Origin of the sequence: Streptomyces sp. PH10-H1, assembly GCF_030063355.1 — a bacterium.
Classification (GTDB): domain Bacteria; phylum Actinomycetota; class Actinomycetes; order Streptomycetales; family Streptomycetaceae; genus Actinacidiphila.
The window spans coordinates 62,568-76,376 of the sequence record NZ_JASISZ010000003.1 but is presented as its reverse complement, the minus strand read 5'-3'; the positions used below and the strand labels follow the sequence as shown (position 1 = coordinate 76,376).

Sequence of the window (13,809 nt, the reverse complement as noted above, 5' to 3'; positions counted from 1 at the left end):
AGGGCCCCCCCTCCCACGGGGGGAGACGGGGCCCTCGCACAACCGACCGTCAGGTCAGAAGCGGCGCGTGATCAGTGCGCGCTTCACTTCCTGGATCGCCTTCGTGACCTCGATGCCGCGGGGGCATGCGTCGGTGCAGTTGAAGGTGGTGCGGCAGCGCCAGACGCCGTCCTTGTCGTTCAGGATCTCGAGGCGCTGCTCGCCGCCCTCGTCGCGCGAGTCGAAGATGAAACGGTGCGCGTTGACGATGGCGGCGGGGCCGAAGTACTGGCCGTCGTTCCAGAAGACCGGGCAGGACGACGTGCACGCGGCGCAGAGGATGCACTTGGTGGTGTCGTCGAAGCGCTCACGGTCCTCGGCGGACTGCAGGCGCTCGCGGGTCGGCTCGTTGCCCTTGGTGATCAGGAAGGGCATCACGTCGCGGTAGGCCTGGAAGAACGGGTCCATGTCGACGATCAGGTCCTTCAGGACCGTGAGCCCCTTGATGGGCTCGACCGTGATCGGCTTCTCCGGGTTGAGGTCCTTGATCAGGGTCTTGCACGCCAGCCGGTTACGGCCGTTGATGCGCATGGCGTCCGAGCCGCAGATGCCGTGGGCGCAGGAACGCCGGAAGGTCAGCGTGCCGTCGAGTTCCCACTTGATCTTGTGGAGGGCGTCGAGGACGCGCTCCTTGGGGTCGATCGGGAACTGGTAGTCGACCCACTCGACCGCTTCGGAGACCTCCGGGTTGAACCGGCGGACCCGCATGGTGACCGTGATCAGGTGACCCGCGGCGGCCTCGGCGGCGTCCAGGGCCGATGAATTGTGTCCGGCGGACTTGTCGAGCGTCGGGGTGCTCATCAGTACTTACGCTCCATCGGCTGGTAGCGGGTCACCACGACCGGCTTGTAGTCGAGACGGATCGACTCGTTGCCGGCGGAGTCCGTCTCGCGGTACGCCATGGCGTGCCGCTGGAAGTTGACGTCGTCGCGGTTCGGGTAGTCCTCGCGGTAGTGACCGCCGCGGGACTCCTTGCGCGCCAGCGCGGACACGGCCATGACCTCGGCGAGGTCGAGCAGGTTGCCCAGCTCGATGGCTTCCAGCAGGTCGGTGTTGAACCGCTTGCCCTTGTCCTGGACGGACACATTCCGGTAGCGCTCGCGCAGGGCGCCGATCGTCTCGACGGCCGTCTTGATCGTCTGCTCGGTACGGAACACCATCACATTGGTGTCCATGCACTCCTGCAGTTCCTTGCGGATGTCGGCGACCCGCTCGGTGCCGGTGTTGTTGCGCAGGCCCTCGACCTGGGCGACGACCCGGGAAGCCGGGTCCTCCGGCAGCTCGATGTGGTCGGTGGTCGCCGAGTACTCGGCGGCCGCGATGCCGGACCGGCGCCCGAAGACGTTGATGTCGAGCAGCGAGTTGGTGCCGAGGCGGTTGGCACCGTGCACCGACACGCAGGCGACCTCGCCGGCGGCGTACAGGCCCGGGACGACGGTGGTGTTGTCGCTCAGCACCTCGCCCTGGACGTTGGTGGGGATGCCGCCCATGGCGTAGTGCGCGGTCGGCTGGATCGGGATCGGGTCCGTGTAGGGCTCGATGCCGAGGTACGTCCGCGCGAACTCGGTGATGTCGGGCAGCTTGGCGTCCAGCTGCTCCGGCGGGAGGTGGGTGAGGTCGAGGTAGACGTGGTCGCCCTCGGGCCCGCAGCCGCGCCCCTCACGGATCTCGGTGTAGATGGCGCGGGAGACGACATCGCGGGAGGCGAGGTCCTTCATGACGGGCGCGTACTTCTCCATGAAGCGCTCACCGTCCTTGTTACGGAGGATGCCGCCCTCGCCGCGGGCGCCCTCGGTGAGGAGGATGCCCATGCGCCAGATGCCGGTCGGGTGGAACTGGAAGAACTCCATGTCCTCCAGCGGCAGACCGCGCCGGTACGCGACGGCCTGGCCGTCACCGGTGAGGGTGTGCGCGTTGGAGGTGACCTTGAAGAACTTGCCGGTGCCGCCGGAGGCGAAGATGACGGCCTTCGCCTGGAAGATGTGGATCTCGCCGGTGGCCAGCTCGTACGCGACGACGCCGGAGGTCCGCTGGACCCCGTCGACCTCGACGAGGAGCAGGTCCAGGACGTAGAACTCGTTGAAGAATTCCACACCCTCCTTGACGCAGTTCTGGTACAGCGTCTGGAGGATCATGTGGCCGGTGCGGTCCGACGCGTAGCAGGCGCGGCGCACGGCGGCCTCGCCGTGGCTGCGGGTGTGCCCGCCGAACCGGCGCTGGTCGATCTTGCCCTCGGGCGTCCGGTTGAAGGGCAGGCCCATCTTCTCGAGGTCGAGGACCGCGTCGATGGCCTCCTTCGCCAGGATCTCGGCGGCGTCCTGGTCGACCAGGTAGTCGCCGCCCTTGATCGTGTCGAAGGTGTGCCACTCCCAGTTGTCCTCCTCGACGTTCGCGAGGGCGGCGGCCATGCCGCCCTGGGCGGCGCCGGTGTGGGAGCGGGTCGGGTAGAGCTTCGTCAGCACGGCGGTGCGGCTGCGCTTCGTCGACTCGATGGCCGCGCGCATGCCGGCGCCGCCGGCGCCGACGATGACGGTGTCGTACTTGTGGATCTGCATGGGGTTGCTTCCCTGTCCGTCCCTGGCCTAGCGGATGTTCGGGTCGAAGGTGAAGATCACCAGCGTGCCGAGCACGATGGTGAACGCCGTCGCGGTGAACAGCAGCGTCTTCAGCCAGAACCGGGTGTTCGCCTGCTCGGCGTAGTCGTTGATGACGGTGCGCAGACCGTTGCCGCCGTGCAGCATGGCCAGCCACAGCATGACCAGGTCCCAGCCCTGCCAGAACGGCGAGGCCCAGCGGCCGGCCACGAAGGCGAAGCCGACCTTGGTCACACCGCCGTCGAGGACCAGCTGGATCAGCAGGTGGCCCAGCACCAGGACGACGAGCACGACGCCGGACAGGCGCATGAACAGCCAGCCGTACAGCTCGAAGTTGGTGCGGGTGGCGCGCGGGCTGCGCTTGGTGCGGGCGCGCGGGGCCTCGATGAACGGCGCCGGGTTGTCCGGGCTGATCGCGGCACTGGAGGAGCTGAGCTCCACGGAGTCAGTAGACATTCTCAGCTCCCGAACAGAATGCGTGCGGCGTGCCCGAGAACCGGGTAGACGGCTCCGATCAGGAGCACGACCCAGATGCCGACGACAGTCCACAGCATCTGCTTCTGGTACTTCGGGCCCTTGGACCAGAAGTCGACGGCGATGATGCGCAGGCCGTTGAGAGCGTGGAAGAGGATGGCCGCGACGAGGCCGTACTCCAGCAGGCTGACAGGCCAGGTCTTATAGGTCGCGACGACCTTGTCGTAGTCCTCGGGGGAGACCCGCACGAGTGCGGTGTCGAGGACATGGACGAACAGGAAGAAGAAAATGAGGACACCGGTGACTCGATGAGCCACCCATGACCACATGCCTTCCCGGCCGCGGTACAGCGTTCCAGCCGGCACGGAAAACCCTCCGGGAGCGGTTTGGGGCCAGCCGGCGTCGGTGTCGGACGGGCCCGGCCGGGTACGGTCCACCGGCCCTGGCCATCGTAGCGACGCGTTGTCGGCTCCGTACGCCCGGGTAGGCCAGGTGTGATTGATCCCGCACGACTGGGTGAACGAATGGGTGAACGCACGGGTGAGCGTACGACCGGATGTGCGGGTGAAAGTCCGGTGGGCGTACGGGAGGACGCGGCGGCCGCCGCGCGGCCCGGCCGGGCTAGCGGTGGAGGCCCGCGGTGGTCTGGTCGTCCGATCGTTCGGAGGCGAGCCGGGCGAGCCGGGCGCGGGTGATCCTGCGCAGCTGGTCGGCGGTGACGACGCGCTCCTCGTCCTCGTCGTTTCCCAGCCGGGCGTAGATGCCGGTGAGTACCTGGTTGAGGAGGTCGCCGGGGTCGTGGCCGTCCAGGGCGATGACGAAGACGTTCCCGAACTTGTTCTCGTACTCGGCCTGCGCGGCGCTCAGTGCGGTGTGCGAGGCGAGCCCGCCGCGGTGCGGCAGCGGGGTGGTGACCTCGCAGGCCAGCGCCTCGGAGACATCGCCGGGGGTGAGGTCGTACGCCGCTTCGTCGGCTGCCGCGAGCAGGGTGTCGAGGTCCGGATACGGGCGGTGGACGGCCATCCGGCGGGCCCAGCGGTGGCTTCCGCAGCAGTCGCGCAGGGCGGCTTCGGCGGCGCAGAACGGGGCTTCGTTGAGCCGGGAGAGCCCGGCGGGCGTGGCGGGTCCCTGGGCCGGAATGTCGGGGAACAGCTGTGAGCTCCTGTCGGGAAAGCGAGGGAAGCGGTACACGTTAGTGGGGCATGTTCGACTCTGTCCGACGGATGAGTGGATTTCACCCGTACGGGAGCGAAATATGTCACGGAGTAGACGGCGGAACGCCGACGATTTGCCATAACGTCCGGTATGGGGAAAATCTGGGCAGGGGCGGCACTGCTGCTCGCCGCACTCACGCCGGCCGTCGGCACGCCCAACGAGGCGCCGGCCGCGCGGACACTGCCGGGCATCCCCGAGATCCGGGAATTCCAGCCGGAAGGGGCCGGAGTCTTCCACATCGGGCCGGGCACGCGGGTGCGCGCCGGGCGCGGCACCGCCGTCGAGGACGAGGCGCGGCTGCTCGCCGCACAGCTGCAGGTCCCGTTCGGGTTCGACGACGCGAAGGCCGACGGGGACGGGCCCGCGGGACCGGGTGACATCACCCTGCGGCTCGACGGCGCCGCCGGGACGGCCCCGGGGAGCGCCTCGGGCGCCGCCACCGTCGCCGCCGACGAGTCGTACGTCCTCACCGCCCGGAACGGGCAGGTCACCATCGGCGCGGCCACGGACGCCGGCGCGTTCTACGGCACCCGCACCCTCCTGCAGTCGCTGCGCGCCGGCGGCGGCCTCCCCGAAGTCGTCGTCCGGGACGCGCCGGACCGGCCGCAGCGCGGCCTGATGCTCGACATCGCGCGCAAGCACTTCACGCGCGACTGGATCGAGGCGCGGGTCCGGGAGATGGGCGACCTCAAACTCAATCAGCTGCATCTGCACTTCAGCGACGACCAGGGCTTCCGTATCGAGAGCACCGGCCACCCCGAGATCGTGTCGCGGGATCACCTCAGCAAGGCGGACGTCACCGGCATCGTCACGCTCGCCGCGCAGCGCCACATCACCGTCATCCCGGAGATCGACAGCCCCGGGCACCTCGGCGCCGTCATCGCGGCGCACCCGGATCTGCAGCTCAGCAGCGCCTCCGGCACGCCGACGCGCGGCGCGGTCGACATCTCGAATCCCGGCTCCGCCCGCATGGTCGACGATCTGATCCGCGAGTACGCGCCGCTCTTCCCCGGCCCCTACTGGCATCTGGGCGGCGACGAGTACCAGGCGCTGACCGTCAGCGACCCGGAGAGCTCCTACCCGCAGCTCGTCCGCCCCGGCCACACCGTCGCCGACGCGGCGACCCGCTGGCTCAACGACCGCGCGGCGCTGGTGCGCAAGCTCGGCAAACGTGCCAAGGCGTGGAACGACGGCTTCATCTCCACGCCCCGCGTCTCACCCGACGCCGACCGCGAGGTCGAGTACTGGACGGGAAAGGAGCTGGGCGCCCGCGAGCCCGAGGAGTACCTCGACGCCGGCCGCAAGGTCGTCAACCTCAATGACGAGTACCTGTACTACGTACTGGGCGAGCCGAACGAGTTCACGTATCCGACGGGCGAGCGCATCTACCGGGAGTGGACCCCCGCCGTACTGCGCGGCACCCGCGCGGTCGCTCCCGCGCTGGCGGGCAGCGACCGGGTGCTCGGCGGCCGGTTCGCCGTCTGGTGCGACCTCGCGGACGCGCAGTCGCAGGACGAGGTGGCGCGGGGCATCCGGCTCCCGCTGCGCGCGCTGGCCCAGAAGCTCTGGGACCCCCGGCCGCCGGCCCGCTCCTGGGCCGGGTTCACGGCCCTGGCCGACGAGGTGGGCTGACTGCCCGTCGGTCCGCCTGCCGGACAGGGCCCTCGGACAGGCCCTAGTCCCACCAGAAGGACCACAGCCGCTCGCCGCGCAGCGCCTCGGCGTAGTCGGGGAAGGGGAAGGTGCCGTCGTTGAGGTTGGAGGCGCCGGTGAGGACGTGTTCGAGGGCGACGTGGGCGGCGTGCTCGGACGTCAGGGGCGGGGAGGCGACGGAGAGGAAGACCGAAGAGCCCTCGAAGCCGATGACGCGGGCGCCGAACCGCGACTCCCAGGTGCGCAGCAGGGCGGACAGCTCCAGGGCGGGGGCGTCGCCCTCCCAGCCGAGGAGGGCCGGTACATCGGCGCTGCGCCGGGTGGGGACCAGCGCGATATGGGCGATGAAGCGGGTGGTGAAGTAGTGCAGCATCTGACCCACCGTCTGGCGGGCGACCGCGTCGGGCGGGGGCCCGGGGTGCGGGGGCGAGGCGGCGGCGAGTCCGGGCCAGCGGGTGAACGGCGGGCCGGGGTCGTCCAGCAGGCAGGCGATGTCGTCCGGCCAGACCTCGTCGATCGCCGGGTGCGGCGGCCGGAGTGAGCGCAAGTCCTGGTAGGACCGCCAGGAATCCGTCATCGTGGCTTCGACGTCCACTCCGTCGATGTCCTCGGTGCGGTGGCCGCGGCCGGTCGCGCAGGGCCAGGCCATGAGCACGGGGCACCAGCCCGTCTCGTCCTGCTGCGCCTGATAGCGGGCCCAGAGCCGTCCGGGAGCGACGACGGGTTCGTACGAGAGCCACAACCCGGGGGAGCCGCCGGGCAGAAACCGGCCGGGCGGGAGGCCGTCGGGGAGACGGACCAGGGTCATCGGTGTGCTCCATCGATGGGGGGCACGAGCGAAGACGGCCGGGGGCCGCCTCCCCCCACAGGAGCGTCCCCGGCCGCCGTCTATTACAGCGCCGGGAGAGCCGGAAGTGTCACTGCACGCGATGGGGCAGGATGGTCCGTGTGTTCGAGGGGGTGGGGCGACAGGTGGATCTGGGGACCGCGGTCAGCGCCGCGCAGGAAGGCGACGACGCGGCCTTCCGCGAGGTGTACCGGGCGATACACCCGCAACTGCTGCAGTACGTACGGACCCTGGTCGGGCCGGCGGACGCCGAGGACGTGGCCTCGGAGGCATGGCTGCAGATCGCCCGCGACCTGCCGGCCTTCCGCGGCGAAGGGGATGCGGTGCGCGGCTGGGCGGCCCGTATCGCCCGCAACCGCGCGCTGGACCACTTGCGGGCGTGCAGCCGGCGGCCGGTCGCGGGGGCCGGGATCGACGTGCTGCTGCACATGCCCGCGCGCACGGACACCGCGGGTGAGGCGCTGGACGCGGTGGCCACCGACCGCGCGCTCGCGGCCATCGCGTCGCTGCCACGCGAACAGGCCGAGGCGGTGCTGCTGAGGGTCGTCATGGGACTGGACTCCAGCAGCGCGGCACAAGTGCTGGGCAAGCGCGCGGGGTCGGTGCGGATGGCCACCCACCGCGGTCTGCGGCGGCTGGCTGAGCTGCTGGAAGACGACAGCCGCTCCGCCGGTGTGACGTTTTCGACGGCGAAGACGCTTTGAGGATATGAGATGACGGAATTCCGGCGATGCGACGGGCATCGTGACGATGACTGGCCCGACGAGGCCGCCGCGGAGCGGCTGCTGCGCGGCGAGTCCGTCATGTCCGGCGACACGCGGGCGGCCCGGCTGGCCCGGCTGATCGCGGCCGCCGCCATGCCCGCCGCCGTCGACCCGGTCCGCGAGGAGGCGGCGGTCGCGGCCTTCCGGGATGCCTTCCGGGGCGCCTTCCGGGGCGCCTTCCAGGGGAGTTGCGGAGAGGCCGGGACCGCCGGACTTCTTCCGGTGGTCCGGCTGGGAAGGCCGGCCGTGCCGTCCGGGCCGGCACAGACCGGCAGGGCTGCGGGGGCGCGGAGATCGGTGAAGGTGTCGGTCGGTGCGCTGGTGGCTGCCATGGCACTGGGCGCGGCGGCGGTGGCCGCGGTTCCCGGCGTACTGCCGGTGCCGTTCGAGGGCGGCACTGCCGGTTCCGCGCCGGCGCGCGGCGGGGCCGCGGGCTCCGGCGCGCCGGACACCTCCGGTACCGACGGAACCGACGGCGGGTCCTCGACGCCCCTCACCGGCGGAATGTCGGCGGCGCCGCCCGGTCAAGGCACCTCGTCGGGCCCGGGGCGCGGAATGACGCCGTCCCAGGGCCGCCCGGTCTCGCCCGCGACTCCGCCCGCGTCCTCGCCGCAGCCTTCCCACTCGGCCGCCCCGAAGGCGAAGGGCGGCGAACAGGACCAGCAGAACGTGGCGTTGTGCCGTGCCTACGTCAAGGCGGGCGGACGGATGGACGCCGCGTCCTCCGACCGGCTCGCGGCGGCGGCGGGCGGCAAGCGTGAGGTGCCGAAGTACTGCGCGCGGGTGCTGGCCGCCGCGTACACCGGCAGCACGGTTGACGGTGACAGTGACCACCGCCAAGTCCGGCGGCCCGGGTGACGGCGACGGTCAGAAGGACAAGGGTGACAGCCGGCGCAGCACGGCGTCGCGAGCGCTGGTCCCGGGCTCCGGGGTGACCGGAACCGTCTGACCCGCGAGTGGCCGGAAGACACCGGAAGACAACCGCAGGCCGGCCGGAGAACAGTCGGTGACACTTCCTGGCTTGTTGACGCTTTAAGTAGCGGGTCGACTGGTCATCGGCCCTGCGGACCCCGGTGCTTCCCGCACCGCTGGGTTCGCTCAGGGCGCGGCCGGGTGCATTCCCCCTACCCGGCCGCGCCCGCGCAGCGTGCGCCGGCGGCGGGTCCCGGCCGTCGGGCAGAAACTCCCGGCCGGATGTCAGTGCCGTGGTGCAGACTCCTGGAGAGAGCAAAACCGGGGGAGGTACGCCATGTTGGCAGGACTGTACGAGATCGACTGGGCGGCTATGGGGCATGCCTATGGATCGGCGGAGGAGGTCCCCGAGCTCTTGCGCGGGCTGGCCTCCGCGGACGCGGGGGAACGGGAGACCGCGCTCGACGCGATGTACGGGGCGGTTCATCACCAGGGCGATGTCTATGACTCGACGCTCGCCTGCATTCCTTTTCTCTTCGAACTGGCAGCGGATCCCGCGGTGCGGGACCGGGGGCGGATCGTCGTGCTGCTGACCAGCATCGGGGGCGGGGACGAGGTCGCGGAAGAGTTCTTGGACGAGATCGTGATCGAGGCCGGGAGCACGATCATGGATGACACGTGGAGTGCCGCGGGGGGCACTTCCGGAAACGCTCCCGGTGCCGATGGCAACGATGGCATGGATGCGACCGGGACCTTCGGCGCCATCGGCGCTCCCGGTGCCGAGGACATCCTGGGCCTGCTGGACACCACGGGAGCCGCGGCGGCCGAGGACGCGGAGACGGCCGCCTGGCGGGCCAACTACGCGATGGCCGTCACTGCGGTGCGTGCGCAGGCGGAGGGCTTCGTCGCGCTGATCACCGATCCCGATCCTGACGTGCGGCGCGCCGTGCCGGTCGCGCTGGGCGCGCTGCACGGCGAGACCGCGCGGATACTCGACATCCTGCGGAAGCGGCTGCCGGCCGAGGAGGACACCGAGACCCGGCTGGCACTGGTCGAAGCGGTCGGCACGCTCGCGCTGAGACCGGGCGGTCACGCGGCCGATGCCGCCGACTGGCTCGCCCGGCTGGCCGGCGGCCGGTCCGGCGGCCCGTTCGACCCGGGCCTGCGGCTGGCCGCGCTGGCCCAGCTCGCCCGCTGCGCGCCCGCGCGGCTGCCGGAGGACATCGTGCCGACCGCCGTCACCCTGCTCCGTGAGGTGCGCGGCGAGGTGCCCGCCGCGCGCAGCCCGCAGGCATCGTCCGCCGAGCGATCGGCGCCCGCCACCTTCGTCGGTCATCTGCGGGAGCTGCGCGAGCGGGCCGAGGCCGGACGCTCCGCGCCCTGGGCCGCCGACCTCCTGCGCACTCTGCACACCGCGCTCGACGACCGGGTGGACGACCGCATCGCGCTCGTCATCGACCAGCTGCGCAGCCCGGACTGGGGCCAGCGCATCGATGCCGTCTGGATGAGCGGCGGTCTGGTGCGCGGCTGGCGCGGGCCGTACGAGGAGCTGGTCGTGCTGCTCGGACAGCAGCTCGCCGACCCCGAGTACCGGCTCCGCGAAGGCGCCGCGTCGGTGCTGGAGAACCTCTACGAGCTGGCCGCGCCCGCCGCGGACGCGCTAGCCGAGGCGGTCGCGGCGCATCCGGAGAGCTGGGTCCAGGAGTGGTCGCAGGGGCGTCCGAGCCTCGGCGGCATGGTGAAGACCCTCGCCCGGCTCGGTGACGCGCGCGCCCTGCCCGCGCTGGTATCGGCCCTGGACCGGCCGGACATACCGCAGGACCTGGGCTATGCCATCGAGCACCTGGGCGAGGCGGCGGCGCCGCTCGCGCCGCTGCTGCGCCGCCGGCTCGCCGAAGTCACGCTGGACGATGAGGTGTACGACCAGGCGGAGCCGCTGCTCAGGGGCCTGGCCGTGGTCTCCGCCGCAGAGGCGATGCCCGAGGTGCTGCGGCTCCTGCGCGGTGCGCCGAAGGCCCGCCGGGACTGGCTGCTGTGCTCGGCGATCCGCGCCCTCGCCCGGTTCGGCCCGGCGGCCCGTGAGGCGCTGCCCGATCTGCGGGCCCTGGTGGCCGATCCCGGCTCCTGTATCGCGCTGGAGGCCGCATCCGCGCTCTGGGCGATCGAGCGGAACACCGCGGTTCTGCCGGTGCTGATCGCGCACCTGGACTGCGACAGCCCGCACACCCGGCGCTCCGCGGCCGAGGTGCTCGGCGAGATCGGCCCGGCGGCGGCCGGGGCGGCGCCCCGGCTGCGGGAACTGCTCGCGGACTCCGCGGTGTGGATGCGGGTGGATGTCGCCGTCGCCCTGTGGCGGATCACCGGCGACGCAGGACCGGTGCTGCCCGTCCTGCGGGCCGCCTGGGCGGAGAACGTGCACACCCGCGCGGTCATCGCCGGCTGTCTCGCGGAACTGGGCCCCGCCGCGGCCGCCCCGCTGTTGCGCGCCGAACTGGCCGCCGTCCGCCGTCACAACAACGAGGGCGACCACTACGGCACGCTCGATGTGTGCGCCGACGAGAAGCTGCTGCTGGCATGCCGACGGGCCCTGGCCCGGATATCCGCGCCAGAGCCCGTCGCCGGTGACGGCCGGTAGCCGTCCGGCCGTCACCGGTGGTTACTGGTGACTACCAGTAGACGACGACCTTGTCACCGGCCTTGACCTGGTCGAAGAGGGAGGCGATGGCGGCCTTGTCGCGCACGTTCACACAACCGTGGGAGGCACCCGCGTAGCCGCGGGCCGCGAAGTCCGACGAGTAGTGCACGGCCTGGCCGCCGCTGAAGAACATCGCATACGGCATCGACGTGTGGTAGATCGTCGAGACGTGGTCACGGCTCGTGAAGTCCACCTTGAACTGGCCTTCGCGGGTCGGGGTGTACTGCGAGCCGAAGCGCACGGCCAGCGTGGTCTGCACCTTGCCGTCGATCACCCAGGACAGCGTCCGGGTGGTCTTGCTGATGCACAGCACGTGGCCGGTCAGGCAGCGCGGGTCGAGCTTGGCACCGGCCGGCTCGACGGTGGGCGGGTACATCGCCGCGTGCGTCGGCTGCTTGGTGACGCCGCGCAGCTTGCTCCAGGTCTCGGCGGAGACGCTGCCGGTCATGGGCAGGTTGTACCGCTCCTGGAAGTCGTTCACGGCGTTTTCCGTGACCGAGCCGTAGGTGCCGGTGGGGGTGCGGCTGAAGAGGTTCAGCTGGCCCAGCCGGGCCTGCAGCTCGCGGACCTGCTCGCCGTTGGAGCCCGTTTTCATGACGGCGGGCACGACCGGCGGCTTGGGCGTGGAGGAAGAAGTGCTGGTCGCACTCGCGCTGGGGCTGACCGTGGTGGACGAGCCCGCTGAGGGCTTCGCGTCAGCGGCCGGCTTTCCCTGCGGGCCGCAGCCCGCCAGTGCCGCCGCTGCCAGAGCGGCCACCACGATGGTTATCGGAGTTCTCACAGTCACCCTTTGCCCCCCAGAATCTGCAGTTACCCGCCTAGACACCTATCCCGCCCGTGCAGTTGCACGAATCCGGGGGAACACTGTGAGGAAACCCCAGCGCCTGCCTCTCCACGGCACGCACTCCCACAACTACGGTCCGTGGCGAAGACAGGATATTACTCACCAGTAAAGCGGAGGCGTGAACCATGGCGCGCGAGACCGACACCGCTCGATCCACCGAGAGTGGACTGTCCATCGAGCCGGTCTACGGACCGGAGGCGCTTGACGGCTGGGACGCCGTCGCGAAGCTCGGCGAGCCGGGCTCGTATCCGTTCACGCGCGGTGTGTATCCGTCGATGTACACCGGCCGGCCCTGGACCATGCGGCAGTACGCCGGTTTCGGTACAGCCACCGAGTCCAACGCCCGCTACCGGCAGCTGATCGCCAACGGCACGATGGGCCTGTCGGTCGCCTTCGACCTGCCGACGCAGATGGGCCATGACTCGGACGCGAAGATCGCCAGTGGTGAGGTGGGCAAGGTCGGAGTCGCCATCGACTCCGTCGACGACATGAAGGTGCTCTTCGGCAACATCCCGCTGGACAAGGTGTCCACGTCGATGACGATCAACGCCCCCGCCGCGCTGCTGCTGCTGATGTACCAGCTCGTCGGCGAGGAGCAGGGCGTCCCGGCGGACCGGCTCACCGGCACCATCCAGAACGATGTGCTCAAGGAGTACATCGCCCGCGGCACGTACATCTTCCCGCCGAAGCCGTCGCTGCGGCTGATCGCCGACATTTTCAAGTACTGCCGCACCGAGATCCCGAAGTGGAACACGATCTCGATCTCCGGCTACCACATGGCCGAGGCCGGCGCCTCGCCCGCGCAGGAGATCGCCTTCACGCTCGCCGACGGCATCGAGTACGTCCGCACCGCCGTCGCGGCGGGCATGGATGTGGACGATTTCGCGCCCCGGCTGTCGTTCTTCTTCGTCTCGCGCACGACGCTCCTCGAAGAGGTCGCCAAATTCCGCGCGGCGCGGCGGATCTGGGCGCGGGTGATGCGGGACGAGTTCGGCGCGAAAGATCCCAAGTCGCAGATGCTGCGCTTCCACACCCAGACCGCCGGTGTGCAGCTCACCGCCCAGCAGCCCGAGGTCAACCTCGTCCGGGTGGCCATCCAGGGCCTGGCCGCCGTCCTCGGCGGCACGCAGTCCCTGCACACCAATTCCTTCGACGAGGCCATCGCCCTCCCCACGGACAAGTCGGCCCGGCTGGCGCTGCGCACCCAGCAGGTCCTCGCCTACGAGACCGACGTCACCGCGACCGTCGACCCCTTCGCGGGCTCCTATGTGGTCGAGACGATGACGGACGAGGTCGAGGACGCCGCGCTGGAACTGATGCGGAAGGTCGAGGACCTGGGAGGCGCCGTCAACGCTATCGAGCACGGCTTCCAGAAGGGCGAGATCGAGCGCAACGCCTACCGCATCGCCCTGCAGCAGGATTCGGGCGAGCGCGTCGTGGTCGGTATGAACCGCTTCAAGCTCGACGAGGAGGACCCGTACGATCCGCTGCGCGTCGACCCGGCCATCGAGGCCCAGCAGGCCGCCCGGCTCGCCACGCTGCGCTCAACCCGGGACCGGGAGGCCGTCGACGCCGCACTCGCGCAGCTGCAGAAGGCGGCCCATGGCACGGACAACGTCCTCTACCCGATGAGGGACGCGCTGCGCGCGCGGGCCACGGTGGGGGAGGTCTGCAACGCGCTGCGCGAGGTGTGGGGGACGTACGTCGCGACCGACGCGTTCTGATCGGCGGCCCCCGGGCGGGCCGGGCGGGCCCGGCGGCCGCAAGCCGGG

The 13,809-nt window shown here is 70.9% G+C and carries 12 protein-coding genes; 5 read left to right on the top strand and 7 right to left on the bottom strand.

The window, feature by feature from the left end:
• Nucleotides 1–54 precede the first annotated feature (54 nt).
• From QMK24_RS02985 to QMK24_RS02965, 5 genes are all read right to left on the bottom strand, one after another.
• Entirely contained in the window at nucleotides 55–840 is a 786-nt protein-coding gene (locus QMK24_RS02985) for a succinate dehydrogenase iron-sulfur subunit (RefSeq protein ID WP_283463464.1), read from the bottom strand.
• The gene (gene sdhA, locus QMK24_RS02980) at nucleotides 840–2,594 is read right to left on the bottom strand and encodes a succinate dehydrogenase flavoprotein subunit (RefSeq protein ID WP_283463463.1); all 1,755 of its coding nucleotides are present in this window, start codon (nucleotides 2,592–2,594) and stop codon (nucleotides 840–842) included. The genes QMK24_RS02985 and sdhA overlap by 1 nt, the downstream gene beginning before the upstream one ends.
• A 27-nt stretch (nucleotides 2,595–2,621) precedes the next feature.
• Nucleotides 2,622–3,089, bottom strand: a complete 468-nt coding sequence (locus QMK24_RS02975; protein WP_283463462.1) for a succinate dehydrogenase hydrophobic membrane anchor subunit — start codon at nucleotides 3,087–3,089, stop codon at nucleotides 2,622–2,624.
• Between the two features lie 2 nt (nucleotides 3,090–3,091).
• Nucleotides 3,092–3,472, bottom strand: coding sequence for a succinate dehydrogenase, cytochrome b556 subunit (gene sdhC / locus QMK24_RS02970; RefSeq protein WP_283463461.1), 381 nt, complete (start codon nucleotides 3,470–3,472; stop codon nucleotides 3,092–3,094).
• Nucleotides 3,473–3,728: 256 nt separating this feature from the next.
• Nucleotides 3,729–4,298, bottom strand: a complete 570-nt coding sequence (locus QMK24_RS02965; protein ID WP_283463460.1) for a 2-oxo-4-hydroxy-4-carboxy-5-ureidoimidazoline decarboxylase — start codon at nucleotides 4,296–4,298, stop codon at nucleotides 3,729–3,731.
• Between the two features lie 114 nt (nucleotides 4,299–4,412).
• Here QMK24_RS02965 and QMK24_RS02960 point away from each other — a divergent pair, with 114 nt between their 5' ends.
• Nucleotides 4,413–5,954 carry a beta-N-acetylhexosaminidase gene (locus QMK24_RS02960; protein ID WP_283463459.1) on the top strand — a complete coding sequence of 514 codons (1,542 nt, stop codon included), beginning with the start codon at nucleotides 4,413–4,415 and terminating at the stop codon, nucleotides 5,952–5,954.
• 43 nt (nucleotides 5,955–5,997) lie between these two features.
• Here QMK24_RS02960 and QMK24_RS02955 read toward each other — a convergent pair whose 3' ends face one another.
• Nucleotides 5,998–6,783 (bottom strand): DUF4253 domain-containing protein, encoded by a 786-nt coding sequence (locus QMK24_RS02955; RefSeq protein WP_283463458.1) that lies wholly within the window; start codon nucleotides 6,781–6,783, stop codon nucleotides 5,998–6,000.
• Between the two features lie 164 nt (nucleotides 6,784–6,947).
• On the opposite strand from QMK24_RS02955, the gene QMK24_RS02950 reads away from it, so the two are divergent.
• The 3 genes from QMK24_RS02950 (at nucleotide 6,948) to QMK24_RS02940 (ending at nucleotide 11,133) form a co-directional block, all read left to right on the top strand.
• A complete protein-coding gene (locus tag QMK24_RS02950; RefSeq protein ID WP_502962495.1) occupies nucleotides 6,948–7,526 on the top strand; it encodes an RNA polymerase sigma factor in 579 nt (192 codons plus the stop codon).
• A 9-nt stretch (nucleotides 7,527–7,535) separates the two neighbouring features.
• Entirely contained in the window at nucleotides 7,536–8,444 is a 909-nt protein-coding gene (locus QMK24_RS02945; protein ID WP_283463456.1) for a hypothetical protein, read from the top strand.
• 391 nt (nucleotides 8,445–8,835) lie between these two features.
• On the top strand, nucleotides 8,836–11,133 hold the full coding sequence (locus QMK24_RS02940; RefSeq protein ID WP_283463455.1) for a HEAT repeat domain-containing protein: 2,298 nt from the start codon (nucleotides 8,836–8,838) through the stop codon (nucleotides 11,131–11,133).
• A 31-nt stretch (nucleotides 11,134–11,164) separates the two neighbouring features.
• Here QMK24_RS02940 and QMK24_RS02935 read toward each other — a convergent pair whose 3' ends face one another.
• Nucleotides 11,165–11,974 (bottom strand): L,D-transpeptidase family protein, encoded by an 810-nt coding sequence (locus QMK24_RS02935; protein WP_283463453.1) that lies wholly within the window; start codon nucleotides 11,972–11,974, stop codon nucleotides 11,165–11,167.
• A 188-nt stretch (nucleotides 11,975–12,162) separates the two neighbouring features.
• On the opposite strand from QMK24_RS02935, the gene QMK24_RS02930 reads away from it, so the two are divergent.
• Nucleotides 12,163–13,761: an acyl-CoA mutase large subunit family protein gene (locus QMK24_RS02930; protein ID WP_283463452.1), complete on the top strand. Its 1,599-nt coding sequence runs from the start codon at nucleotides 12,163–12,165 to the stop codon at nucleotides 13,759–13,761.
• Nucleotides 13,762–13,809: the final 48 nt, after the last annotated feature.